Origin of the sequence: Afipia sp. DC4300-2b1 (assembly GCF_049895725.1) — a bacterium.
Lineage (GTDB): Bacteria > Pseudomonadota > Alphaproteobacteria > Rhizobiales > Xanthobacteraceae > Afipia > Afipia broomeae.
This window is the reverse complement of sequence record NZ_JAFCSX010000002.1, coordinates 626001-649077: the sequence shown is the minus strand read 5'-3', so window position 1 is coordinate 649077 and position 23077 is coordinate 626001. Positions and strand designations below refer to the sequence as shown.

The window sequence follows — 23077 nt, the reverse complement described above, 5'->3', positions numbered from 1 at the left end:
AGCGGGTTAATTTTCTCACGCCGCCTTTGTCGCGTGGTCTCCGAACTTCCCGAGCAGTGCGGCGATCTCCGACGCCGGACGCGCGGCGCTGAACAGGAAGCCCTGCACTTCCGTGCAACCTTCATCGCGCAATCTGTCGAGCTGATCCATCGTCTCGACGCCTTCGGCGGTCGTTGAAATGTTGAGGCTGCGGCCAAGGCTCGAAATCGCCCTGACGATGGCGGCGCAGTCCGGCCGCTCCGCAAGGTCGCGCACGAATGAGCGATCGATCTTGATCTTGTCGAACGGAAAGCTGCGCAGGTAACTCAGGCTGGAATAGCCGGTGCCGAAATCGTCCATCGAGATGCGGACGCCGAAATCGCGCAACTGGTGCAGCGTCGCGAGATTGGCCTCGCTGTCCGCCAGGAAGATGGACTCGGTGATTTCGAGCTCCAGCCGCAGCGGCGACAGGCCCGACTGCGCAAGCGCGCTGAACACGGTCTGCGTGAGGCTGCGGCTGCGGAATTGCGCAGGCGACAGGTTGACGGCGACCTTGATATCGGATGGCCACGCCGCCGCCTGCATGCAGGCTTCGCGCAGCACCCACTCGCCGAGCGGAACGATCAGGCCGATGTCCTCGGCGACGGGGATAAAGTCGGCGGGCGAAACCATCCCCTTCACCGGATGATGCCAGCGCAGCAGCGCCTCGAATGCCACGATGCGGTCCTGCGCCAGATCGACCAGCGGCTGATAGTGAAGCTGGAATTCGCCGGTCGCCAGCGCGCGCCGCAGGTCGATCTCCATGTCGCGGCGCATTTGCGCGTGACGGTCCATTTCCTTCTCGAAGAAACGATGCACGCCGCCGCCTTCCGACTTCGCGCGGTACAGCGCCATGTCGGCGTTGCGCAGCAGTTCTTCGCCGGTGTCGCCGTCGCCCGGAGAGATTGCGATTCCGATGCTGGCGCCGATCACAGCTTCAAGGCCGTCGATCTGATAAGGCTCGCTCAGGGTCTCGATGATCTGGATCGCACGCGCGCTGACCTCGTTCGGCGACAGGTCGCCCCCGAGGATCATCGCGAACTCATCGCCCCCGAGTCTGGCCACCAGATTGTCCTGGCGCGCATCCGCCGCAAGACGTTCGGCCACCAGCGTCAGCAGCTTGTCACCGGTGTGGTGGCCGAAGGAATCGTTGACGTTCTTGAACAGGTCGAGATCGATGCAGAGCACAGCCACGCATTTGTTGACCAGACGGCTGCGCTCCAGATCGTGCCGCAGGCGCTCCTGGAACATCACGCGGTTGGCGAGATTCGTCAGTCCGTCGTGGTGCGCCATATAGGCGATGCGGGCTTCCGCCTTGCGCCGCTCGGTAATATCGACCGCCGAGACCAGAAAGCTGTCACGCCCCTCGAACGACACGCGGCGCCCGAATGTCAGCACCTCGATCTCGCTGCCGTCGGCTTTCAGATGCCGCCAGTTGCGGCCCGAGTTGTAAACCTCGCCGACGCCGACCAGTGCGCGGGAATGCTCCTCCCATTCGTCCCTGGGCCAGAGGTCCTGCAATTCCATCGAGAGAAACCGGTCGCGGTCATAGCCATAATGGCTGATGGCCGCGTCGTTCACGTTGCGGAATCTCCGGGTTTCGACGTCGAACACCCACATCGGCATCGGATTGCTGTCGAACAGCAGACGGAACGACTGTTCGCGGCGCTTGAGGTCGGTGACATCGGTCAGCGACAGCGACAGCAGATCGCCGACCGGCGCTGCGCTGATCTTCAGCGTGCTGTCGTGATCGCTCACTTCAAACTGTTCACTCACCCCGCCTTTGACGGCAGCGCAGAGCCGCTGGAAAACCTGCGGCGAACATAAAGCGTGCGTCCCGGCGCTCAGCCGGTGCCAGCGCAATTCGCCCGGCGGCAGCTTGAGCAGGCGCGCCGTACCCTGATTGAGATGGACGATCTGGAAATCCGCGGGCTGGCCATCCGCATCGCGGATTGTCGCCAGCGACAGGATACCGTCGTCAGCGGCGGAGAAGACTGCGTCGAGCAGACTGTACTGAGCGCCGCGCTGATTGACGTAGATGCTGGTCATGGTGCCGCCCCAGCGCGAGGCGACCGGAAGCGCGAGAATGTCGTAAATCTGGACAAGGCCGTCGCGGACGCAATGAGCCGCCGCCAGATGCGGCTGGCGGCTGCGCCGTGCATTCGCCACCGCCTCGCTCAGGACCATCGCGCAGTCGGGTGGAAACGCATCGAGCGCCGTATCCCAGACCTCAGTCTCAAGCCATTGCTCGACGTAACGGCCGGCGCGCGAAACCCTGAACTGCGCTGTCTCATCCTTGATGAGCATGACATGATCGGCCAGGCGGCCAAGGCTGCCGAGCATCACGTCTTCAAAGAACGGCAGATTTCTTCCGGGCTTGAGGGCTGCCTGCCATTTGCGCCGTAAAATTGAAACGTCGCTGAACAGTTCCGAATTTGAAGTCTTCTTCGATTTCGCGATGGCAACCACAACGCACCCCACCCCATCGACACGGCTTTCTGTCGTGTCAGCGGCCGGTATCCAATGCGGGCGCACTTAATGCTGCGTAAACAATGCGGTCCGATGCAGCGGATGTGTGATTTGTGAAAGTTCTAAGTCGTCTGATGGTTAGTGCGCCTTAGAGACTATGACGGTTTTGCAACAGCATCATTACCGGGCAACGACTTCGACTTCACCGTCGACGCCGTTGCTCACGTTGAACGGGCGCTCGAACACCTTGCCTTCGTTCTTCGCGATCACGCGATATTCGCCTTCCGAAAGGATTACCTTTGGAAAGGCGCCGTTGTATTCCTTGATGACGTCACCGGCGGGCGTGATGACCGACCACGCGGTGTTGGCGAGCGCTTCGCCGCCCCTGTCGCTCACGAGCTTCAACGTGATGACTGCCGCGCGATGGGTCACGGTGACATCGGTCAACTTGCCGGCCTGCACGCGAATGTCCGAACGCACCACAGAGTTCGCGTCGCCGTAGTTCGAGATGATGTAGTAGGTGCCCTCCGGTACCAGCAACACATCGCCCGCGGCGACGTTCTGCGCGAGCGGCGCACGCTCGCCGACTTCGAACTGGCTGCCCTTGTAGATCGAGAACGTGATCTGCCCCTGCGGGATCTTGCTGGTGCCGACGCGGCCCTCGATGCGCAGGCCGCCGGCGGGCAGATCGAACTGCTCACGCACCGTATCGTTGCGCAGCGTGACCGGACGGACCGCGCTCACCAGACCGAGCGAGGCGTGAACGACATATCCGCCGGGCGCGAGCACGATGTTCGGCGTCGGGCTGCGATCTTCGCGGACAAGCTGGAAAGCGCCGCTGGCGTCCGGCTTGTCGGAATAGACGCGCCAGATCACACCGCTGCTGACGGCGGGCAGGTCTTTTCCGAACCGCGCATTCAATGCGAGCACGCCTTGCGAGGGCGTCGCCGCGGGCTGCGGCGGGGCGGCCGTGGTGACCGGCGGCTGAGTGAGGGTTGCCGGCAATCCCGGCGTCGCGGCGGGGCCGGACGGCGGCGCAAGACTGATCGCCGGCCCCGACGGCGTGGGCGCGATGGGAACATTGGCCGGAGGAATTGGGGGCGGCGCATCGCCAATGAACTGAGCAGCCGCGGGCTGCGGAGCGACGAGCACCACCAGCCACGCCAGCCCGCACACCGATGCCAGTGCGTAACGACGCAAAACATCAGGCGAGCCGGTGCGCGCGGCGCGCACGGCTATCCTGCGGCGGTGTCCGGGGGCTGTCATGGCGGAGGTTTTTCACCGAAAACGAGGCAAATTCAAGCCTGACAACGTGCTTGACTACCCTTCCGGGGCTCCCTTGGGGAGAATAACGCCTTCTGCGCGAGGACAGGCCGCGCTACAGTCACATTTCCTGATTACGCGAGACGCGTGTCCCCGACACAATCACACCCATTTCGCGTTCTGATGGCCGAATCCGGTCAAAGGCGACCGATTCGCTGTTATCAGCCCCCAGGAGACATGCGTTGCTTGAGAGTTTGATTGGATTTCGACAGAACGGCGCAAGGAACAAGATGGAGCTGGGAGCGCCAGTCATCAGAAAGCCGACGATCGGGCTCGCGCTCGGCGGCGGCGCAGCACGCGGGTTCGCTCATATCGGCATTCTGCGAACACTTCTCGCTCACGGAATTGTCCCGGACATCGTGGTCGGAACGTCCATCGGCGCCGTTGTCGGCGGCTCCTATGCCGCAGGACACCTCGACACGCTGGAGACCTGGGCCAGGGGCCTGATGCCGCGCAATATCTTCAGCTATCTCGACATCCGGCTCAACGGCTCCGGCCTGATCGGCGGCAGCAAGCTCGCGGCCCAGCTCGAAGCATCGTTCGGCGCCACCTACATCGACGAACTGCCGCTGAAGTTCGCTGCGGTTTCCACCGAGGTGAATACGGGCCACGAAATCTGGATCACCAACGGAAAGCTGGTCGATGCGGTGCGCGCGTCCTACGCCCTGCCCGGCATTTTCGAGCCGGTTCTGATCGGCGATCGCTGGCTGGTGGACGGCGCGCTGGTCAATCCGGTGCCAGTGTCGGCGGCGCGCGCGCTCGGCGCGGAAATCGTCATCGCCTGCAATGTCTCGACCGACGTGTTCGGACACGGAACCATCATCTCCGCGCACGGCAGGGCCGATGCCGAGCCCGAGCCGCCAATTGAGCCGGCCGCGCCGGAGAAACGCGGGTTCGGAAAATTCTTCTCGGCCGAAAAAACCGTGAAGCGCGAATTCTTCGGCAGCGCCGGACGTCCGGGAATTTCGACGGTGATGGTGGAGGCCTTCAACATCATGCAGGATCGCATCACGCGCTCGCGCCTCGCGGGCGACCCGCCGGATGTTCTGATCTCGCCGCGCGTCGGCAAGATCGGATGGTTCGACTTTCATCGCGCCGAAGAAGTGATCGCTCACGGCACCCGCGCCGCCGAACGCAACATTGAATCGATTCAGGAAGCGATCAATCTGCTCTCGCCGACAACGAACCAGACGCCGGGCACAGCGCAGCCGACGCAGCCCTGACGATTGTCGTCATTGCGAGCGAAGCGAAGCAATCCAGTCATAACATCAGATGGATTGCTTCGTCGCTTCGCTCCTCGCAATGACGAAGTGCTTCCGTCAGCCAGACTGATAGCGCGTATGACCTACGCCGTCTTGATGTAGTCGTGCAGCGCTTCCTGCTCGCGCTCGAATTCCGCGACACGCCACTTCACGACGTCGCCAATCGAAATCAGACCGACGATCCTGTCGTTCTCGACCACAGGCAGATGCCGGAATTTTCCGGACGTCATGACTTCCATAATCGCGCCGACAGTGTCGGTTTCCCGGCAGGTGATGACCTTCGGCGTCATCACGCTGCGAACCGGCTCTTCGAGAACGCCTGCGCCGCGCTCGCCAAGCACGCGCACCACGTCGCGCTCTGAGAGGATGCCGTCGATTTTCTGGCCGCTCATCACCAGGACGGCACCGATGCGGCGCTCGGAGAGAATCTTGATCGCCGCCGAAAGCTTGGTTTCCGGCGACACGCTGATCACCTGGTGGCCTTTGGTACCCAGAATTGCCCGAACCGTCATTATAGCCTCCCGAAACTCCGGCCGCGGGATTGCGCGTTGACGTCATGCGCGGCGCGGCTTTCAATTCTGCTGTCGAGTCAAACAACGTATCGTCTGATTGGTTTCTCGCGCCTCCGGCGTCGTCGATGGCGATGGCGATGGCGATGATGGAGCAAATACCACCTGCTCGCAAGACTGCAGGTATTGCGCAGGTCAGCCAGAAGCAACAGGCACGGGTCAGTCTGACGCAGGCGGCAAAACGCCAGCATTGTTGTCCTGCACAATCGCGCGCGGCACCGGGTCGAACAATGAAAACAACACCAGACCGGCGATGAAGCCCCCGATATGCGCCTGCCACGCGATGCTCTGTGCCGACGCGCCGATGGCGATCGCGCCGAGGCCCGTGATGATATTGAGGCCGAACCAGACGGCGAGGAATCCGAGCACACTCGAGTTCTGCAACGACCGCACCAGCGAAAGTGCGGGTACGCGCGCCGCAGCTTCCGCATCGCCGCGCCGGAACGACAGGAAGCTTCCGTGCTGGAAGGCGAAGCGGATGGCCGCGGCCATCATGCCTGACACGGCGGCGGATGCACCGATCATCGGCGCAACCTCATGCTGATGCGTCACGAGATGCGCGAACGCGCCGGCAATCGCGGTCACGGCGAAGAATGCAAAGAACCGCACCGTGCCGAACCGGCGCGCGACCGCACTGCCGAACGGGAGCATCCACAACATGTTGAATGCGATGTGGGTGATGTCCGCATGCAGGAAGGCGTAGGTCAGGAATGTCCAGATCTCGGCGCCGACACCGCCGGGAAACTGCCCGGCCAGCACCGATGCGTCGTAGCGCGCGGGCACGAAGCCGAATGTCCAGATCACCTCCTGATCGGTGGCGAGCGGCAGCAGGGCGCGCACGCCATGGATCGCGGCCATGATGACGAGAATAGCCGTCATCCCGAACGGAATGGTCAGGATCGGTTCGCGGGGCGATTCAGGAGAGTTCAAGGGCACAATGTCCGAAGCGGGCCAGCTTCTGAGATAGGCGGCTTTGGCGGTGCGGTGCAAGCGCAAGGGCCGGTCCGGAAAAGAAAAAGGGAGGGCTTGAAGGCCCTCCCCTGGTCTCGCCGGTCTTCCTGTACGGACTGTCCGGGTAAGAGCGCTTCACGCTCCGGGTATCCCCACCCCTCCCCGTACAATGACCAGATCGCTTTCCGCCGCCTGTATTCAACCTTGAGTTCACAACCGCCGATCCCTGGAGAAGACCGGCAACTTGGAGTGGCTGGACACTAACCGCCCTACGCGTTTCCACGAAGCTCATAGTTAAATTAATCTTAACAACGCAAATCCGGCTGGGAGAAAGCCAAATCCCCGCTCCGGCATGGACGCTGCACCTCAAGTCCCGCACAACAAGAAGGGGCCTCGCGGCGCCTGAAAGCGGGACAAATCTGTCCCGCCATCGTCGTCAGCGGGGCGGAATCGGGTCATGAAGCATCCAGCAAGCCAGGAATTCTACGCCTACTGGGACAGGAAGCGCGCCGGCGCGGCCGCTCCCGAGCGGGGCGATCTGGAACCCGGCCATGTCCGGCATCTGCTTGGCGACATTTTCGTGCTCTCCTGCGATGCCTCCGCCGGCTACCCGTTCCGGGTGGCTGGAACCCGGATGTGCGCCCTGTTCGGCGCCGATCTGAAGGGGCGAAGCCTCCTCAGCCTGTTCCGTGAGGCCGATCGCGGAGAGATGCAGGACATTCTCGGAATTGTAGCCCACGAAACCCAGGCGACCGTCGCCGGCGCGACCTCGCTGGCGCCGGATGGAACGCGCATTCATCTCGAACTGCTGCTGCTGCCGTTCAGCGCCCGTTCGCACGCGCCGATCAGCATGACCGGGCTGCTTGCGCCGCTCAGTCCCGTCGGGGAGTTGCAGGCCTATGGCAGCCTGAAAGACTTCAGCCTCACATCATGGCGTCATTTGAAGCAGGACCGGCGCGGACCGCGCGCGCTCCGGAAGTGGTCGCTGATCCGCGGCCTCACCATGTACGAAGGCATGCGCTAAACCAACGCAATTCATTAGGACTAACACATCGTTAACCCTGAACGCCGTAAGGTTCATCATACCGAAAAACCGGTCGACCGGTGTGATGATGGCGTTGGTGCAAAGACAATCGATCCGTCCGTCCGCTCAGGAGCGGCGACGCTTTCAGCGCGTGAAAGTGCATTTGCTTGGCCGCTACATGCTGGCGGACCGGCGCGAATTTCCATGCCAGGTCATCAATATGTCTCCCGGCGGCCTCGCCATGCTGGCGCCCGGCATCGGCAATGTCGGTGAGCGCGTGGTGGCCTATCTCGATCATATCGGCCGCGTCGAAGGCAAGATCACCCGCCTGCTCGACAACGGCTTTGCGATGACGGTCGGCGCGACGCCCCGCAAGCGCGACAAGCTCGCCGCCCAGCTCACCTGGCTTGCCAACCGCCAGATCCTGAACCTGCCGGAAGACCGGCGCCACGACCGTATCGTGCCGCGCAATCCGATGTCCGTGCTCAAATTCGGCGACGGCCGCGCCATCGCCTGCCGGATCATGGACCTTTCACTGTCCGGTGCGGCCCTTGCCGCCGAGATCAAGCCGCTGGTCGGCGAACCCGTGACCCTCGGCCGTGTGCAGGCCCGGGTCGTCCGCCACCTCGAGGAAGGCTTCGCGATCGAGTTCGTTCACGCGCAGCTTCCGGAGACTGTCGAAGACAACGTAAGCGCTGAGTAAAGCGCTGCGGTTACCAAATCTCTGATTTTGAGCCATCTCAGGGCGATACCCCACATCCGGGTATCGCCCTGAAGCATTTGGGCGCTTGCCGGGCCGCCCCGTGGCGCGCCCGCACCACATCAAAATCATCAGCAATATCAATTACCTGGTCGCAGATAGATAAAATTTGAATCAAATCCAAGTATTTAAAATTTTAGGCTCATTTTATTCAAGTATAGATCGAATTATCCGCAGCTTTTACTTGTATTCGTCTCAATTGTACTTCGACGACTTAGCCGCGGCGAAAATCCTTTGTGTGAAAAGTGGTCCCAACAAGAAAAACGGGGGCCACAATGTTTTCAATTCGTGGACGGGGAGTCGGCCTGGCGGTTGCCGCCAGCCTGTTGGGGATGACGGTTGCGGCGCATGCCGCAGGCGAACGCGTACTTTATGCCAGCCTGGGCGACACCACACGTGCGCCGATCGGCTGGGTCGAATTCTGCGCCGAGAATCCCGGTGATTGCCGGGGCGGTGCGACGCAGGCCCGCGACATCGTGATGACGCAGGCGGCGTGGAAAGATCTGCTGCGGGTCAATCGCTGGGTCAACGAGACTATCAAGCCGATGACCGACATGGATCACTGGGGCGTCATCGAGAAGTGGTCGTATCCCACCGACGGATATGGCGACTGCGAGGACTATGTCCTGCTCAAGCGCAAGATGCTGATCGACGCCGGATGGCCGCGCGAAGCGCTGCTGATCACGGTGGTGCGCGACAAGAAGGGCGAAGGCCACGCGGTGCTGACCGTCAAGTCCGACAAGGGCGAGTTCATCCTCGACAACCAGAACGAGGAAGTCGTGTCGTGGACCGAGACTGGGTACCGCTTCGTCAAGCGTCAGTCGCAGACCGATGCGCAGGCCTGGGTGTCGCTCGGAGACTCGCGTCCAGCCGTCGCCACCGCAAGTTCACGCTGAGATTTGGAGCATGATCGAAACGTCATGCTCAAAAATGAATACTTGAAGTCATAGGAATCCACGCTCCGGTCGTATCCCCACCCCTCCCCGTCCCAGACCGGATCGTGCGCGGCCAGCCTCCCCCAAGGCTGGCCGCAACTTTTTGCTGGAACCACCGCGCCAAACAGAAAGGGCGCGCCGGGTTTCCCGACGCGCCCTTCCCTGATCTCGCTGAACCAGGCGGAAAGACCGCCCTGTCCGAAGCCATGATGGCTTAGCGGGCGGCCTCAGCGAGGTGACAGCGCTTGGTTATAGACACTGGACCACCTCCTTTCGGTTGTTGACAACAACTTCAATATAATCGCTCCGCGCGCGAAAGGCAGCGCGTCTTGCTCAGCTTTTAGTCCAATCCTCTGGGGTGGAGTTCCAGAACGAGCCGGACGGCGTGGACCGCTCCGAACATTGCGAGAATGAGCGCGCTGTTCGTTTCGCTTAATCATCCGGAAACCATCGGCCACGGCGCCGGGTATAACGCCACATGTTTGCCGACGGCGCGCGCTTTTTTCTCTACAAGCGACGGTGAACACGGGGATCGGCCACATGGTGCGATACGCGATCATCAGGGACGGACGAGATTTTATCGTTCAGTCGGAGGAGCAAAGCGTCCTCAAATGCGCGAGCAGGCGCACGGCCGCAAAGCTTGTGGCGGATGCAAAAGGCCTGATGCGCGATGATACCGCGCGCGCCGCGCAGAAACGAAAAGCCGGACAACCCGCGAGTCCCGGCCGTAACTCGTAGCGTTCAGGGCTTGATCGCCCAGACCAGATGTGCAGGCATCGGCAAAACGACCTTCCCGTCGTTGAGATAAGCACTCGCCGACGTGCAGATGTCGGCCTTGATCGACGCCAGCCGTCCGGGCGATTGCAGCTTGAGCATGCCGCCCGTGCGCGCAGTCCCCTTGAGAAGCGCCTGAAAGAATTCGTCCGGAGAATTGAAGACCCACGTTTGATCGACGACCTTGGTGCCGATGTCGCGATAGCCGCACCGGGTCAGCGCATCGCGGCAGTTGGCCGGGTCGCTGTAGTAAAAGAACGGCGGACCGGGAGGAAGCTGGACATCGGGGTCGCCCAGCAACTGGATCGCCTGTATGGGAATGGCAAATCCGGGCACTGTTGGCTGGGCCCCCCACGCCGTGAACGCCAGCCTGCCGCCCGGTTTCAATACCCGGTGCATGGCCTTCAGCGCATTTTCTGGCCGGTCCAGATGCAGGATGCCGAAGAGCATCGCGACGGCATCGAAGCTGTTGTCGGCATAGGACTCCAGACTCTCAGCATCGCCCTCCGTAAAAGCAATATCCGGATGAAATGCGCGCGCCCGCTCCACCATCGGCGCGGAGAAATCGATACCGCTCGCTTTGGCGCCCAGCCGCTGCGCGGCGGCGGCGAGATAGCCCGGCCCGCACGCGACATCCAGCAAGGTCGTGCCCGGCTTCACCTGCAAAATGTCGAGGATCGCAGGTATCGACTGTTGGGTGAGACGGCTGAACGAGGCGTCATAGTCATCGACAACGGTCTGCCAGGCGTCATGCTCAAATTCCTTGAAAGCTGAATGCATTGCACCCCCGCGGCAACGGTTGAAGAACAACTGCAAAAATCAATCGCCGTAAAAGAATGCCGGTGCTTATAGCGCAAACAGCGCCTCTGCTCACCGATATTCTTCGATCCGGTCCCGCAATGGTTCAGCGCCGTCGGGAGATCGCGCAGCTCACCGTGCTGAAGTTATGGGCATCAGCTCCTGCAGCCGCGCATCCTCACCCGATCTTCTTCAGACCGGCCTTGAAGCGCTTGCCGTTGTGCACGTAGTGCGCCGCGCCGTAGGTCATGGCGGTGACCTGCTCCGGCGTCAGTGTCCTGATCGCACGTGCCGGTGCGCCGATCACGAGCGCACGATCCTCGAATGTCTTGCCTTCGGTAATCACAGACCCCGCGCCCACGATGCAGCCCTTGCCGATGCGCGCACCGTTCATGATGATCGCGCCCATGCCGATCAGTGCGCCATCCTCGATGGTGCAGCCGTGCAGGATGACGTTGTGGCCGATGGTGCAGTTCCTGCCGATGGTCAGCGGAAATCCGGGATCGGTGTGAAAGGTGCAGTTGTCCTGCACATTGGAGCCTTCGCCGATCTCGATCAGTTCGTTGTCACCGCGCAGCACCGAGCCGAACCAGACGCTGGCGTTGGTCTTCAGGCGCACGTTGCCGATCACCGTCGCGGTCTCGGCGATGAAGTATTGTCCGTCGGCAGGAAGTTCGGGCGCGCGCCCGTCAAGCTCGTAGATCGCCATTCTCTTGTCGTCTCCAGTAACGCGCTTCAGATCGAGCGCGGAAAATCCGGAGCGACCATGCCACGAATAAACAGGGTCTGGCGAGTGTGGGAACGGCTGGAAATCAGGCGATGATGCCGGCGGTTTCCAGCAGCATCAGGACGAACGTGCCGGACATCATGCTCCAAAATCCGGCGATGACGGTGGCCATCGCGACGAACTGAACCCGTCGGCCTTCGATCGTGCGGCCACGCACGGTATTGCGCATGATGATGAAGGGTGCCGCGAACACCAGAAACGGGACGGCGGCGAAAGCCTTCGCGCTCGCCTCCTGCATCAGCAATCCGAAACCGGGGGGCTTTTCCATGAAAGCCTGAAAGCCGCTGGTCAGCGCCCCCGCAAGCGCAAATCCAATGAAAATGGCGAAGAAGGAATTGAGGGCTTCAGGCGACATCCGTCGGGACTCACAACGCACGAGAACAATTCGATGCACACACCGGTGTCATGCGATCCGCAGTGCCGGCTGGCTCGTCCCTAGGCTTCGCAAAATGCCGCCGTGCCCGCTACTTTATCCTTAAAGAAAGGTTAACAGCGCGGTGGCGTTCGGCCCCGGACGCATGGCTCGGACAGGGTCCGCCCGCACGGAACCCGGGAGGAAATCACCCGGCGCATGGCATAATCGCCGCGATTCGGCGCTCGCATGGCGAGCCACCTCCTGGAACGTCTGTCTTCTGCTCATGGCTCTGTATTCTTCGGCAACGCCCCGACCGGCTCCCGCGCGGCGCGCCCAGCGCGGACACTTTGTGCCGTTCCTGATCATGGGTGTGATCGGCGCCTGCGCGGTCGGAGTGGTGGCTTATCTGCTGTGGCCGACCTGGGGTGTCGAGAAGGCCGGCGATCCGTCGCGCCTGCCGATCAGCATCGGCAACACGCTGTTCAACGTGCCCACCCAGGCGATCCGCGTGAAGGTGCAGAAGCGGACCGGCCCGCAGGAACGCGTCGATCTCAACTTCGCCTATCCGTCGCTTGAAGCGCCCGAGGCGCGTCAGCCTGTGAGCGCGGAAACGGTCGAGGACAATCTGCCGGAGATCGACCGCATCTTCCTGTCGATCGCGGCACATCACGATGCGCTCTCGCCGGACGAGCGGACGCGGACGATCTACCCGCGCTATCTCGATCAGAATGCCGGAAGCATTCAGGACGGGCTGAGTATCCGGCCGTTCCGCGACAACACGCCTTATGCGAACGAGGATCTGGTTTACGCCTCATCGCCCCAGATCATCGCGCGCTGCACCCGCGATGCGAAAACGCCCGGCATGTGTCTTGCCGAGCGCCGTATCGAAGGAGCAGATTTGACGTTCCGCTTTCCGCGCGGCTGGCTGTCGAAATGGCGCGACGTTGCGGGCGCGATGGATCAGATCATCATCAGGATGCGCAAGCCGCACGGCTAGCGCGTGATCAGACCTCTTCCTCGATATCGGTTTCGAGGATCGCCATCTGGAACTGGTAGGACCGATCATCGTCCTCGTCATCGACGAACAGCACGCCGATGAACTCCTCGCCGATATAGACCTCGGCCGAGTCGTCCTTCTTCGGGCGCGGCACGACGCGAATTTTCTGATTGCCGAACAGCCGCTTGAGATAGGCGTCGAGCTTTCTGACTTCCGTAACGTCCACGGGCGTTTCTCCAACTGAACAATGATTGTTGGCGATAGCTTTAAAACGATCCGGCGCAGACCGCTAGGCCTGCGCCGCGATAAATCGCAACCAGCTTGGATCAGTTGCCGAAGGCGTTGAGCATCTGGTTCATGGTGCGCGACGGCTCGGCGCATCCGGCCTCGCCGACGATCTTCGCCGGCACGCCCGCAACGGTGACGTTGTTCGGAACCGGCTTCACCACCACCGAACCCGCCGCGATGCGCGCGCAATGTCCGATCTCGATGTTGCCGAGGATCTTGGCGCCCGCGCCGATCATCACGCCGTGGCGGATTTTCGGATGACGATCCTCGTTCTCCTTGCCGGTGCCGCCGAGAGTGACACCATGCAGGATCGACACGTTGTCTTCGATCACCGCGGTCTCGCCGACCACAAGGCCGGTGGCGTGATCGAGGAAGATGCCGCGGCCGATCTTCGCAGCCGGATTGATGTCGGTCTGGAATTCCGCCGACGCGCGGCTCTGGATGTAATAGGCGAAATCCTTGCGGCTGTTGTTGTAGAGCCAGTGCGCGAGACGATGCGCCTGAAGGGCATGGAAGCCCTTGAAGTAGAGCAGCGGATCGATGAAGCGCGATGTCGCCGGATCGCGATCGAACACTGCAACGAGATCTGCACGGAATGCGTTGCCGAGATCAGGCTCGGCCTCGAGTGCATCATTGTAGGCCTGACGGATCAGGTCGCCGGACAGCGCCGAATGATCGAGACGCTCGGCGATACGATGCACCACCGCATCCTCGAGCTGGTCGTGATGCAGCACGGTTGAATAGATGAAGGTCGCGAGTTCCGGCTCGCGCTGAACAATCTCTTCAGCCTCGGCACGGATGCGGGTCCAGACCGGATCGACGGTCGAAAGGGCCGACTTTGTATCAAGTTGAGGCTTGGCCATGATCAAGGGTCCGGCTGATGAGCGTTGAGGAGATATTACCACATAATGGGAAGTTGAAAGGCCGCAACAGTTGCCAAGGTTGACGTTGGAATAATTATCTCCCGCCTCCGTAGAATAATTATCTACATCTCCCGTCACAGATGCATGTCATGGCCGTTTAGCCAGGAACTCCAGAACGCCGTCCTTATAGACGCGATCGCCCACCGCGCGCATGTGATCGCGGTTTGGAATATCAAGCACTTGCGACCCCGGAATGACTTCCGCGAGCCGGGATGCGGAGCCTGCGATGTCGTCGGTCGTGCCCACTGCGATCAGCGTCGGAACGGCAATCGCGGCCGCTTCGTCGCGTGTCATCAGCCGCCGGCTACCGCGCAGGCACGCCGCAAGCGCCCTGCGATCCGAGCGGGTCTGATCTGCAAACGCACGAAACGTCCGGCCGACCGGATCGGTGACGTCGTCGAGCGATGCCGCTTCCAGCGCCGAGGCGACGTTCTCACCCGGCCCGCCGCCTTCGATCAAACCCATGCCGATGCCGCCGAGGATAATGTTGCGCAGGCGCTCCGGACTGCGCTGGCCGAGATAGGCGGTGATGCGTCCTCCCATCGAGTAACCCATCATATCGGCGCGTTCGATGTTCAGATGATCCATCAGCGCGCGCACGTCACCGGCCATGGTGCCGATGTGATAGTCCTCGGAGTCGTACAGCTTGGTGGATTCACCATGCCCGCGCAGATCGAGCGCGATGACGCGGCGTCCCGCCTTGGTCAGTGTCGACGTCCATCCGGGATAGGCCCAGTTCACATTCTTGCTCGATGCAAAGCCGTGCACGAGGACGATCGGATCGCCCTCGCCTTCATCGAGGTACGAAAGCTCAACGGAGCCGTTGTGAAAACTCGGCATCTTGTCGTCCAGTGTTCGTGGGAAGTGATGCAGCCGGAGCGGCCGCGATGCGAGGCGTGAAGTTTACCCGGATGCAGCCAACAAGGCCAGTCTACTGCTTCGTCATTGCGAGGAGCACTTGCGACGAAGCAATCCAGCCTTGTTTTATAAGAGTGGATCGGAGTGGATTGCTTCGCTTCGCTCGCAATGATGAGGCGTTACGACTGAGCCTCAGCAAGCTCGCGCCGCGCGCGTTTGAGTTTGGAGCGTTGAATCCATGACAGCGTCAGCCGTTCGGTCGTCGCCTTGATCGAGGTGATAAATCCGAACAGCGCCAGCAATGCGGCAAACACCCACCACGCCAGATTGAATGCGCCTGCGGTCAGCAGCAGCGCGCCGCGACCGAGAATTTTCACAAGGGCGCGGGTCTGGCTGCCTTTGGATTCCGCGAGCTTTGCAGCGCGCGCGACATCCTTCGGCCCGTCGGCAATACGCAGCACGTCGAGCGCGCCTTTGGTGCCCGCTTTCTCGCTGACGCGGCCGACATCCTTGGCGAGACGCACCAGCGCGCCCGCCTTCTCCGCCTTGAACGCGGCCTTCACCGCGCTGATGGTCTGGCCGGGCCGCGCGATCGATGCGGTCGCGACCGCCTGTTGCAGCATCGGCGCGTCGATCACGCCGCGCGCAGAGCGCCCCGCCCATTCGGTGAGGCCCGCGCCGAGCCGGCCGACCTTGCGCGCATCCTTCACCATCGACAGCCCGGCACGCACCGGCGTCGCGCCACCGGCCGAAACGTATGTCGCCGCCGTTACCAACAGGCCGACGCTCGCCAGTCCGAGCACCAACTGATCGGCGTTCTCGCCCATCGCCAGCCGCTTGCCCTCGCGCACCACATCGCGGATGTCGCCGAACACGAACAGGTCGCCGGCGACCGTGCCGGAGAGGCTCGCCACATCGTCCGCCTCGCCGGTCACGAAGCCGGTGGCAAAGCGCCGCGCCGTACTGGCGGTGGAATTCTCGTCGGTGACCGCGGCATCGACCCGCGCCGCCAATCCGGACGGCAGCGCGACGCCCCTGTCCTGCGCCAGATCGGTGAAGCTTTTGGCCAGATCGGCGTCGTTATCCGCGAGCGCCTGCGCGGCGCCCTGCCCGATGGCCGCGGCATTCGTTCGCAAGGCGGAATTGACCTGAATGTCCGACAACTGGGCCGGGTCGTCCTGAGCCAGCAGCAGGGCCGAGGCCTCGCGCGCATGGGGCCACAGCGCGGCAAATGCCGCCGCCGAAGCAGCCGCGCCCGCGAGGGTCAAACCGATGCGCCAGAAACCCTTCATACGGACGATAACCCCTCAATGCCCCGCCGGTTCGAGACCATGACTGGCCGATGACATGGTGTGCCGTTTTTCGGACACAACCTCCCCAACGAAAGAAGGGCTTTCCCAAGGCGGCAGGATTGTGTCGAATTCATATGCTGACTTCTGCGGCGAATTGGACGAATCCGATGCCGCAATCTAGGAATAAGCTGTATCGCTCGGTATGCTGCAAGGCAGCGACTGCGTCGTCGCTGCGCGTGCTGGGGTATGGGCAAAGACGCACCAGACTAGGATTGGGGTAGGATTGTTATGGCGGATCACGTCGTCCCTCACTTTCATAACGATGCGGGCGTGGCCATCATCGAAATCGGCTCTCGGGAGTTCATGTGCGTGGGTGCGAATCCCCCGTTCGATCATCCACACGTCTTCCTCGATCTCGGCGACGACAACGAGATCATCTGCCCGTACTGCTCGACGCTGTATCGCTACGCCGCCGATCTGAAGGCCGGCGAAGCCCGCCCGCCCGAATGCGTGCTGAAAGACAAGGTCGCCTAAAAAGCCTGTGGCCGATTCGCGCACCATCGTTGTCGCTGGTGCGGGTATTGGGGGACTGACGGCTGCGCTGGCGCTGGCCGCGCGCGGCTTCCGTGTCATCATTCTCGAGCGTGCAGAAAAACTCCAGGAAGCCGGCGCGGGCCTCCAGCTTTCTCCGAATGCCAGCCGCATCCTGATCGATCTCGGTCTTGAGCCCGCCCTCGCGCCGCATGTGATCGCGCCCGACTCGATCAGCATCATGACCGCCCGCACCGGCAAGGAGATCGGCCGGATTCCGCTCGGCGAAGCCGCCACATTCCGCTATGGCGCGCCGTACTGGATCGTCCGCCGGGCCGACCTTCAGGCCGCGCTGGTGGCGAGGGTTACGAGCCATCCCGATATCGACCTGCGGCTTGGTGCACAGTTCGAGGACGTCGCCGTCTACCCGAAGGGCGTCACCGTCGTTCAGCGGCGGGGCACGGCGCGGCAGCAGGAGCAGGCACTGGCGCTGATCGGCGCCGACGGCGTCTGGTCCAGTGTGCGGCATCAGATTTTCCCCGAAGCGCAGCCGCAGTTCACCGGCAGCATCGCATGGCGCGGCACGGTGGACGCGACGCAGTTGCCGCGCGGCTTCAATACGCAGCGCGTGCAGCTCTGGATGGGAACGAACGCACATCTGGTCGCCTACCCGATGTCGGGCGGCAAGCGCATCAACGTGGTCGCGATCATCTCGGGCAAGTGGAACAGGCCGGGCTGGAGCGAGCCCGGCGATGTGGTCGAGATCGCCAATCAGTTCTCAGCGCCGCGATGGCCGATCGCCGCGCGCATGATGATCGGCGCGGTCGACGGCTGGCGCAAATGGGCGCTGTTCGCCATGCGCGACGGCGGCGCCTGGAACAAGGGACCGATTGCATTGCTGGGCGACGCCTCGCACGCGATGCTGCCGTTCGCCGCGCAGGGCGCCGGCATGGCGATCGAGGATGCCGCGGTGATCGCGAAATGCCTTGAAAGCTCGCCGACCAATCCAACGGCGGCGTTCGCCCAATACGCCCGCCTGCGCGCGCCGCGCGTGACGCGGGCGCAGCGCACGGCGCGCAAGAACGGCCAGAGGTATCATCTCGGCGGGCCGGTCGGCTTCGCGCGCGATCAGGTCATCAGGGTGCTGGGCGGATCGCGGCTGCTGTCGCAGCAGGACTGGATCTACGACTGGCGCATGTCGTGATGCGCCGCTCAAACGGCGCTGGCAGGATCAGCGTTTGCGTTTAGGCGCAGCGGCAGGAGCCGCGGGCGGCGCAACCTCGGCGCTGCAATTGTCGCGTGCTATCCTCGCATCGAGATCGTCGCGCTGGGCGCGCTGGGCGCGATAATCCGTCTGATACGCAAGTCCCGAAACCAGCGCTCCGCCTGCTCCGGTCTCGGCTTTCGCCATCAGCCCTTCCAGTTCGACCACGCGATTGTTCACGTCCCTGCGGGTGGAGACGAGTTGCTGGCAATTGTAGAGTTCGTACTTGGCCGGATCGAGAAACACACTCGACCCGAAGCCTCCCTCGCCCGGGCTCGCGCAAGCGCCGAGGCCCATCGCAACCGCGCCAAGGACGGCCATGCGCAGGGCGGCGCTCAGCCCGCCCGCCCCTCGCTGCCGCACGTGCCCGCGATCCAGCCCCTTAAGCATCCACTCGTGTTCCATACGCGTCGTGTTGCGGGTCTTCGTGTTGAATTTGTGGTGGGCGCTGAGGAGACAGACCGGTCAAAGCGTTTCCTGCTTGTGGCCGCATTCCTTGCAGGTGAACGCCGCACGCTTGGTGCCCTTCTCCGCGGTGACGCGGTTGGCCTTGCCGCACTTGCCGCAGGTGGCCTCGAAGCGCGTGTTGCCCTGCTTGACCACGAGAGCCTTGCGTTCCATCGCCTCGCGCACCAGCCGTTCGGTCTCTTCGCGCAGGGCTTGCTTGTCCACCATTGTCAGTCCTTCGATCGGCGGTCAGGAGGTCAGATAGATTCCCCCGGACACATTTAGCGGTGCCTGCCCTCGTTTAACAAACCATATCCGTCAGCAATGCGGCGAAATCGCCACTGTCCCGTTCCGCCCGGCCGAACCGTCAGCACCGGACCATTCGCATCGACCTCAGTCCTGCTGTTGCTCATGGTGCCGTTGTGACTTTTCCATTTCAGCGAAACGGAGCTGCCCCACACCTTGCAGTCATAAACGCCGCCCAGCGAACTTCTGAAAATCAGCCAGCCGAAACTTTCATCGATCTGGCGAGGCGGTTGCGGCAGGTTGAAATAGGATTGCACGCTCGCCTGACAGACCAGCGCCGCCGGCCATTCACTTCCCTGACCGCGGGCGATCATTGGGATAAAAAGAGTCGGGGCAAATACTACAGAGGCAAGCAATGCGCGTACGGCAGTTCTGAAAAACACGTTCGTATCCCGACCTTGTTCCTTCACCCTGCGGAGCATCACGAGGAGCGACGCATGGCGGCTGCAATGCCACCGACAAATATCACAAGGCTCCCGAACATGTAGCAAAGAACCCACTCTGCAATGCTACGCGGGACTGCGAGAGGAAGACGAACCGCGTCCCAGCATGAATTGGGATGAACTGCCAGCTCAAATTCGCTTACATGTGCCTTTGGCTCATCATCTCGACCCATAACGTAGTCTTCAAGATGGCAGCTTATCGGCCCGTTCGGGCCGGGCCGCTCGAAATCTATCGTAGCTCTCACCCCTCGATAAGAGGTCTTGGCCCGGACTAGTTCCACGCGCGCATCAGAGACACGGGCCACAACAACGGGACGCCGGTCGATGCTCCACGTACGCATTGCTACGATCGGGATGAAGAGAAAGAAGTAAATGACGTGGCAAACGGCGAACAAACCGATGAACCATCGCTTCCGTTCTTCCGTGCTTATGACTTCGTCTGTCACGGCTTAGGCCAGCCTACGCAGACCCCAAGCATCAGAAACAATGGAAAGCCACAAAACAGTGTCCAGCCAACATTAACAGCTAAAAATAATTGGTCCGTGATGACTTGCTTGCGAAGGCTTTCGTCGAAGCCGACGAGTCTATTAATTGCTTCCCGTGGCCCAATAGGTGGAAAGCGGCTGGGCTCTTCCTCCCCCTCGCCGTAGATACTCCTTTGAACGAATTTCTTCCAAGTCAGAGCCCTATAAACGCTGATCACAACTCCAAATGCGGCGATGGCGACAATCCCCCACAGCGAGGATGAACCTAGCTTGTTGGGGATTTGCCATCCGAGACATTGGGTAGGCGACACTGCCACCAAAATGAACACCTGAACAACTAGCAAGAACACGTTTGCTACGGCGGCGATCCTGGCGACCTTCTCGCAACAATCAGGGTGGAAATTGGGAAGCTCCCCACTCACGATTTCATCCCAAGTAAAAGACCTATCGCGTATTCGCTCATCTTGGTGCGGACGGCGGGAATCGAACCCGCACGACGTTGCCATCGAGGGATTTTAAGTCCCTTGCGTCTACCAATTCCGCCACGTCCGCGCGCGCGGGTTGTAACATCGCGCGGGGTGCGGCTGAAAGCCCGGTTTGTAACGTAAAACGCGCGTGCCGTGGACAATATCGCCGGAATCCGGGCACCCGGAATCGATGATCGAGCGCTCTGAAACTCCCACCGCAACGCCGCTCCGGCGCGCGCGAATGCAAAAAACATAGGCATGGCAGGCCTCAATCGCATGTCGTGCGGCGAAAAGACCTGCCGAATTTCACACCGCCGATTTGCATGGCTCGCGTTTGACGGTACAAATGCGGGGCCGGACGGATCGTCGCGAACAGCGCCTTCAGGAGCTTTCGCGAACTGGAATTTAGGGGTGTGATTCGTCATGCGCTGCCTCGTGGTTGCCGACCTGCATTACGCCCTGCCGCAGTTCGACTGGGTGCTCAGCATCGCGCCGCGGTTCGATGTGGTGATCATCGCAGGCGATGCGCTCGACATCGGATCGATTGTCGATTTCCGCGCCCAGATCGTCGTCGTGCGGAAATATCTCGAACGTCTAGCCAGCAAGACGCGCGTGATTCTCTGCTCGGGCAATCACGATCTCGACGAACGCGACGAGGCCGGGGAGCGAATCTCGCGCTGGATCGGCGACCTCGGCAATCTCGGGATTGCCCATGACGGCGAAAGCCTGACCATCGGCGATACCTTCTTCACGGTCTGCCCGTGGTGGGATGGCCCGCGCGTCAAGGAGCAGATCGGCGTGCAGCTCGAGGAAGCCGCCGCCGCGCATCGCGGACGCTGGATCTGGATTCATCACGCGCCGGCCGCGAACTCGCCGACGAGCTGGGGCGGCGCGCGCACTTTCGGTGACGCCGAGCTTGTGCAGTGGATCGAGAGCTACAGGCCGGACATCGTGCTGTCGGGCCATGTGCACCAGTCACCGTTCGTCAAGGACGGCTCCTGGTTCGACCGGATCGGCGATACATGGGTCTTCAATATGGGGCAACAGTTCGGACCGACGCCCGCGCACATCGTGCTCGATCTGGACAGCAACAGGGCCTACTGGTTTTCGGCGGCAGGCGAACAGTCGATCGACCTCGGCAAGCCGCTGCGGCGGCCTGCGGACACCGTCGAAGCATTTCCGGAATGGCTTATAGCCGGGAGTCAGGCAGCGGCTCAGGCTGGCGGTCCGATCCCCGCGACGACGCATCCGGAGACAGGTTGACCAGACTTTCAAGCACATCGCCGACCATCGACAGATGATTGTCGTGGTCGGCATACTGCCGCTTGATGTCGGCGAGATACGTTGTCGCCGCATTGAGCCTGTGCGCAAGAAGCTGCGCGACAAGAAGCGCGACCGCAGGTTGTGCGCGCAGGAACGCGGCGGCGTCATCGAACTGATAAACCGTCGAGGCCACCGTGGCGCGCACCGTTGCGGTATGCGGCTGGCCCAGCAGCACCGACATCTCGCCGAGGATGGCGCCGGGCTGGGTGACGGTGGCGACCACCGTTTCGCCCTTCAGAACATCGAGCCGGCCGCTCAGCAGAACATAGAGCCGCCCGGTGGTCTCCCCTTCCCGGATCAGCAGCGCATCGGCAGGAAGCGACGTTTCCTGCCCTCCGACGCAATGTTCAAGAACCGCGCGCATTCCTGTCTCCATCCCGATCACAGCAAGGCTAAGCCTCGCCGTTTAAAACGTCCATCGCATAGTGGCGTCCCGTCTGCGCAAATTGCCAGCACTTGAGGAGACGCGCTAGGATGGCCGTTCAAACGGCATTAACAAAAAGAAACCAGCGGGAGAGAAAGCGTCGATGGCTTATCAGCAGATCAAATACGAGGTTCAGGACCATATCCTGACCATCACGCTGAACCGTCCGGACAAGATGAATGCGTTCACGCATGTCATGATGGACGAACTGATCGCGGCGTTCGATGCAGCCGACGCCGACGACGACGTCCGCGCCATCATCGTGACCGGCGCGGGACGCGCGTTCTGCGCGGGCGCCGATCTTTCGGAAGGCGGCGCGACATTCGACCGGGCCGCGCGGTCCGATCGCAAGACTGCGCCGCTGCGCCCGAACGGCGAAGTCGAATGGAGCGACGATGCGGTGCGCGACGGCGGCGGACGCGTGACGCTGCGCATCTTCAAGTGCCTAAAGCCCGTGATCGGCGCGATCAACGGCGCGGCCGTCGGCATCGGTGTCACCATGCAGCTTCCGATGGACATTCGCATCGCCTCGGTCGATGCCCGGTTCGGCTTCGTGTTCGCGCGGCGCGGCATCGTGCCGGAAGCCGCATCGAGCTGGTTCCTGCCGCGCATTGTCGGCATCTCGCAGGCGCTGGAATGGTGTTATTCCGGCCGCGTGTTTCCAGCCGATGAAGCCCTCGCCGGCCGCCTCGTCAGCAAGGTCGTGCCCGCGGATGAGTTAATCACCACGGCCCGCGCCATTGCGCGCGAGATCGTGGAGAACGCCGCGCCGGTGTCGATCGCGCTGATCCGCCAGCAGATGTGGCGCATGCTGGGCGCGGACGATCCGATGGAGGCCCACAAGGTCGACAGCCGCGGCATCTATTCGCGCGGCCAGTCCGCCGACGTGCGCGAAGGCGTGATGTCGTTCCTGGAAAAGCGGCCCGCGAAATTCGCGCAGACGGTGTCGAAGGACATGCCGTCGTATTTCCCGTGGTGGACCGAACGGGAATACAAGTAGAGGC

The 23077-nt window shown here is 62.1% G+C and carries 25 protein-coding genes and 1 tRNA gene; 9 read left to right on the top strand and 17 right to left on the bottom strand.

The features are described from left to right. Positions 1 to 15: 15 nt before the first annotated feature. Entirely contained in the window at positions 16 to 2487 is a 2472-nt protein-coding gene (locus ACP7AL_RS09815) for a putative bifunctional diguanylate cyclase/phosphodiesterase (RefSeq protein ID WP_425991008.1), read from the bottom strand. Positions 2488 to 2667: 180 nt separating this feature from the next. Beyond that, positions 2668 to 3753, bottom strand: coding sequence for a hypothetical protein (locus ACP7AL_RS09810; protein ID WP_425991006.1), 1086 nt, complete (start codon positions 3751 to 3753; stop codon positions 2668 to 2670). Between the two features lie 239 nt (positions 3754 to 3992). Between ACP7AL_RS09810 and ACP7AL_RS09805 the strand changes: the two genes are divergently transcribed. Further along, entirely contained in the window at positions 3993 to 5033 is a 1041-nt protein-coding gene (locus tag ACP7AL_RS09805; protein WP_425991004.1) for a patatin-like phospholipase family protein, read from the top strand. A 122-nt stretch (positions 5034 to 5155) separates the two neighbouring features. Here ACP7AL_RS09805 and ACP7AL_RS09800 read toward each other — a convergent pair whose 3' ends face one another. Further along, positions 5156 to 5584 carry a CBS domain-containing protein gene (locus tag ACP7AL_RS09800; protein ID WP_006021236.1) on the bottom strand — a complete coding sequence of 143 codons (429 nt, stop codon included), beginning with the start codon at positions 5582 to 5584 and terminating at the stop codon, positions 5156 to 5158. Positions 5585 to 5800: 216 nt separating this feature from the next. Then, on the bottom strand, positions 5801 to 6520 hold the full coding sequence (locus ACP7AL_RS09795) for a rhomboid family intramembrane serine protease (protein WP_041712767.1): 720 nt from the start codon (positions 6518 to 6520) through the stop codon (positions 5801 to 5803). Positions 6521 to 7049: 529 nt separating this feature from the next. Between ACP7AL_RS09795 and ACP7AL_RS09790 the strand changes: the two genes are divergently transcribed. From ACP7AL_RS09790 to ACP7AL_RS09780, 3 genes are all read left to right on the top strand, one after another. Then, a complete protein-coding gene (locus ACP7AL_RS09790; protein WP_425991001.1) occupies positions 7050 to 7616 on the top strand; it encodes a PAS domain-containing protein in 567 nt (188 codons plus the stop codon). An 88-nt stretch (positions 7617 to 7704) separates the two neighbouring features. Then, on the top strand, positions 7705 to 8319 hold the full coding sequence (locus ACP7AL_RS09785; protein WP_425990999.1) for a PilZ domain-containing protein: 615 nt from the start codon (positions 7705 to 7707) through the stop codon (positions 8317 to 8319). A gap of 332 nt (positions 8320 to 8651) precedes the next feature. Further along, entirely contained in the window at positions 8652 to 9272 is a 621-nt protein-coding gene (locus ACP7AL_RS09780) for a transglutaminase-like cysteine peptidase (protein ID WP_425990997.1), read from the top strand. A 780-nt stretch (positions 9273 to 10052) separates the two neighbouring features. Here the strand turns inward: ACP7AL_RS09780 and ACP7AL_RS09775 are convergent. From ACP7AL_RS09775 to ACP7AL_RS09765, 3 genes are all read right to left on the bottom strand, one after another. Beyond that, positions 10053 to 10865 carry a methyltransferase domain-containing protein gene (locus ACP7AL_RS09775; protein WP_425990995.1) on the bottom strand — a complete coding sequence of 271 codons (813 nt, stop codon included), beginning with the start codon at positions 10863 to 10865 and terminating at the stop codon, positions 10053 to 10055. Positions 10866 to 11061: 196 nt separating this feature from the next. Then, positions 11062 to 11592 carry a gamma carbonic anhydrase family protein gene (locus ACP7AL_RS09770; protein WP_425990993.1) on the bottom strand — a complete coding sequence of 177 codons (531 nt, stop codon included), beginning with the start codon at positions 11590 to 11592 and terminating at the stop codon, positions 11062 to 11064. A 103-nt stretch (positions 11593 to 11695) separates the two neighbouring features. Further along, positions 11696 to 12025: a DUF6949 family protein gene (locus ACP7AL_RS09765; protein ID WP_006021245.1), complete on the bottom strand. Its 330-nt coding sequence runs from the start codon at positions 12023 to 12025 to the stop codon at positions 11696 to 11698. A gap of 283 nt (positions 12026 to 12308) precedes the next feature. On the opposite strand from ACP7AL_RS09765, the gene ACP7AL_RS09760 reads away from it, so the two are divergent. Then, complete coding sequence (locus ACP7AL_RS09760; protein ID WP_425990991.1) at positions 12309 to 13022, top strand: hypothetical protein; 714 nt, start codon at positions 12309 to 12311, stop codon at positions 13020 to 13022. Between the two features lie 7 nt (positions 13023 to 13029). On the opposite strand, the gene ACP7AL_RS09755 is transcribed toward ACP7AL_RS09760, so the two are convergent. From ACP7AL_RS09755 to ACP7AL_RS09740, 4 genes are all read right to left on the bottom strand, one after another. Further along, a complete protein-coding gene (locus ACP7AL_RS09755) occupies positions 13030 to 13248 on the bottom strand; it encodes a DUF3126 family protein (RefSeq protein WP_006021247.1) in 219 nt (72 codons plus the stop codon). A 100-nt stretch (positions 13249 to 13348) separates the two neighbouring features. Continuing rightward, positions 13349 to 14173 (bottom strand): serine O-acetyltransferase, encoded by an 825-nt coding sequence (gene cysE / locus ACP7AL_RS09750; RefSeq protein ID WP_425990990.1) that lies wholly within the window; start codon positions 14171 to 14173, stop codon positions 13349 to 13351. Positions 14174 to 14320: 147 nt separating this feature from the next. After that, positions 14321 to 15073 carry an alpha/beta fold hydrolase gene (locus ACP7AL_RS09745; RefSeq protein ID WP_425990988.1) on the bottom strand — a complete coding sequence of 251 codons (753 nt, stop codon included), beginning with the start codon at positions 15071 to 15073 and terminating at the stop codon, positions 14321 to 14323. A 197-nt stretch (positions 15074 to 15270) separates the two neighbouring features. Next, the gene (locus tag ACP7AL_RS09740) at positions 15271 to 16383 is read right to left on the bottom strand and encodes a hypothetical protein (RefSeq protein WP_425990987.1); all 1113 of its coding nucleotides are present in this window, start codon (positions 16381 to 16383) and stop codon (positions 15271 to 15273) included. 288 nt (positions 16384 to 16671) lie between these two features. On the opposite strand from ACP7AL_RS09740, the gene ACP7AL_RS09735 reads away from it, so the two are divergent. After that, positions 16672 to 16917, top strand: a complete 246-nt coding sequence (locus ACP7AL_RS09735; protein WP_019196414.1) for a zinc-finger domain-containing protein — start codon at positions 16672 to 16674, stop codon at positions 16915 to 16917. Between the two features lie 7 nt (positions 16918 to 16924). Further along, positions 16925 to 18118 carry an FAD-dependent monooxygenase gene (locus tag ACP7AL_RS09730; protein WP_006021252.1) on the top strand — a complete coding sequence of 398 codons (1194 nt, stop codon included), beginning with the start codon at positions 16925 to 16927 and terminating at the stop codon, positions 18116 to 18118. 27 nt (positions 18119 to 18145) lie between these two features. On the opposite strand, the gene ACP7AL_RS09725 is transcribed toward ACP7AL_RS09730, so the two are convergent. The 5 genes from ACP7AL_RS09725 to ACP7AL_RS09705 all read right to left on the bottom strand — a co-directional run bounded on the left by ACP7AL_RS09725 (position 18146) and on the right by ACP7AL_RS09705 (position 20411). Next, complete coding sequence (locus ACP7AL_RS09725; protein WP_425990985.1) at positions 18146 to 18568, bottom strand: hypothetical protein; 423 nt, start codon at positions 18566 to 18568, stop codon at positions 18146 to 18148. A gap of 75 nt (positions 18569 to 18643) precedes the next feature. Continuing rightward, complete coding sequence (locus ACP7AL_RS09720; RefSeq protein ID WP_006021255.1) at positions 18644 to 18853, bottom strand: hypothetical protein; 210 nt, start codon at positions 18851 to 18853, stop codon at positions 18644 to 18646. Positions 18854 to 18906: 53 nt separating this feature from the next. Next, a complete protein-coding gene (locus ACP7AL_RS09715; protein ID WP_425990983.1) occupies positions 18907 to 19341 on the bottom strand; it encodes a hypothetical protein in 435 nt (144 codons plus the stop codon). 475 nt (positions 19342 to 19816) lie between these two features. Then, positions 19817 to 20281: a hypothetical protein gene (locus ACP7AL_RS09710; RefSeq protein WP_425990981.1), complete on the bottom strand. Its 465-nt coding sequence runs from the start codon at positions 20279 to 20281 to the stop codon at positions 19817 to 19819. A gap of 43 nt (positions 20282 to 20324) precedes the next feature. Beyond that, positions 20325 to 20411, bottom strand: a tRNA-Leu gene (locus ACP7AL_RS09705). A 338-nt stretch (positions 20412 to 20749) separates the two neighbouring features. On the opposite strand from ACP7AL_RS09705, the gene ACP7AL_RS09700 reads away from it, so the two are divergent. After that, positions 20750 to 21589 (top strand): metallophosphoesterase family protein, encoded by an 840-nt coding sequence (locus ACP7AL_RS09700; protein ID WP_425990980.1) that lies wholly within the window; start codon positions 20750 to 20752, stop codon positions 21587 to 21589. On the opposite strand, the gene ACP7AL_RS09695 is transcribed toward ACP7AL_RS09700, so the two are convergent. Beyond that, complete coding sequence (locus ACP7AL_RS09695; protein ID WP_425990978.1) at positions 21516 to 22013, bottom strand: cyclic nucleotide-binding domain-containing protein; 498 nt, start codon at positions 22011 to 22013, stop codon at positions 21516 to 21518. The genes ACP7AL_RS09700 and ACP7AL_RS09695 overlap by 74 nt on opposite strands. A 163-nt stretch (positions 22014 to 22176) precedes the next feature. On the opposite strand from ACP7AL_RS09695, the gene ACP7AL_RS09690 reads away from it, so the two are divergent. Beyond that, positions 22177 to 23073: a crotonase/enoyl-CoA hydratase family protein gene (locus tag ACP7AL_RS09690; RefSeq protein ID WP_425990976.1), complete on the top strand. Its 897-nt coding sequence runs from the start codon at positions 22177 to 22179 to the stop codon at positions 23071 to 23073. Positions 23074 to 23077 lie beyond the last annotated feature (4 nt).

What these genes read in the sequence shown, in the direction of transcription:
- ACP7AL_RS09810 (WP_425991006.1), bottom strand. Translation starts at nt 3,753, where the DNA reads ATGACAGCCCCCGGACACCGCCGCAGGATAGCCGTGCGCGCCGCGCGC.
- ACP7AL_RS09800 (WP_006021236.1), bottom strand. Translation starts at nt 5,584, where the DNA reads ATGACGGTTCGGGCAATTCTGGGTACCAAAGGCCACCAGGTGATCAGC.
- ACP7AL_RS09795 (WP_041712767.1), bottom strand. Translation starts at nt 6,520, where the DNA reads ATGACGGCTATTCTCGTCATCATGGCCGCGATCCATGGCGTGCGCGCC.
- ACP7AL_RS09790 (WP_425991001.1), top strand. Translation starts at nt 7,050, where the DNA reads ATGAAGCATCCAGCAAGCCAGGAATTCTACGCCTACTGGGACAGGAAG.
- ACP7AL_RS09785 (WP_425990999.1), top strand. Translation starts at nt 7,705, where the DNA reads ATGGCGTTGGTGCAAAGACAATCGATCCGTCCGTCCGCTCAGGAGCGG.
- ACP7AL_RS09780 (WP_425990997.1), top strand. Translation starts at nt 8,652, where the DNA reads ATGTTTTCAATTCGTGGACGGGGAGTCGGCCTGGCGGTTGCCGCCAGC.
- ACP7AL_RS09775 (WP_425990995.1), bottom strand. Translation starts at nt 10,865, where the DNA reads ATGCATTCAGCTTTCAAGGAATTTGAGCATGACGCCTGGCAGACCGTT.
- ACP7AL_RS09770 (WP_425990993.1), bottom strand. Translation starts at nt 11,592, where the DNA reads ATGGCGATCTACGAGCTTGACGGGCGCGCGCCCGAACTTCCTGCCGAC.
- ACP7AL_RS09765 (WP_006021245.1), bottom strand. Translation starts at nt 12,025, where the DNA reads ATGTCGCCTGAAGCCCTCAATTCCTTCTTCGCCATTTTCATTGGATTT.
- ACP7AL_RS09760 (WP_425990991.1), top strand. Translation starts at nt 12,309, where the DNA reads ATGGCTCTGTATTCTTCGGCAACGCCCCGACCGGCTCCCGCGCGGCGC.
- cysE (WP_425990990.1), bottom strand. Translation starts at nt 14,173, where the DNA reads ATGGCCAAGCCTCAACTTGATACAAAGTCGGCCCTTTCGACCGTCGAT.
- ACP7AL_RS09745 (WP_425990988.1), bottom strand. Translation starts at nt 15,073, where the DNA reads ATGCCGAGTTTTCACAACGGCTCCGTTGAGCTTTCGTACCTCGATGAA.
- ACP7AL_RS09740 (WP_425990987.1), bottom strand. Translation starts at nt 16,383, where the DNA reads ATGAAGGGTTTCTGGCGCATCGGTTTGACCCTCGCGGGCGCGGCTGCT.
- ACP7AL_RS09735 (WP_019196414.1), top strand. Translation starts at nt 16,672, where the DNA reads ATGGCGGATCACGTCGTCCCTCACTTTCATAACGATGCGGGCGTGGCC.
- ACP7AL_RS09725 (WP_425990985.1), bottom strand. Translation starts at nt 18,568, where the DNA reads ATGCTTAAGGGGCTGGATCGCGGGCACGTGCGGCAGCGAGGGGCGGGC.
- ACP7AL_RS09720 (WP_006021255.1), bottom strand. Translation starts at nt 18,853, where the DNA reads ATGGTGGACAAGCAAGCCCTGCGCGAAGAGACCGAACGGCTGGTGCGC.
- ACP7AL_RS09700 (WP_425990980.1), top strand. Translation starts at nt 20,750, where the DNA reads ATGCGCTGCCTCGTGGTTGCCGACCTGCATTACGCCCTGCCGCAGTTC.
- ACP7AL_RS09695 (WP_425990978.1), bottom strand. Translation starts at nt 22,013, where the DNA reads ATGCGCGCGGTTCTTGAACATTGCGTCGGAGGGCAGGAAACGTCGCTT.
- ACP7AL_RS09690 (WP_425990976.1), top strand. Translation starts at nt 22,177, where the DNA reads ATGGCTTATCAGCAGATCAAATACGAGGTTCAGGACCATATCCTGACC.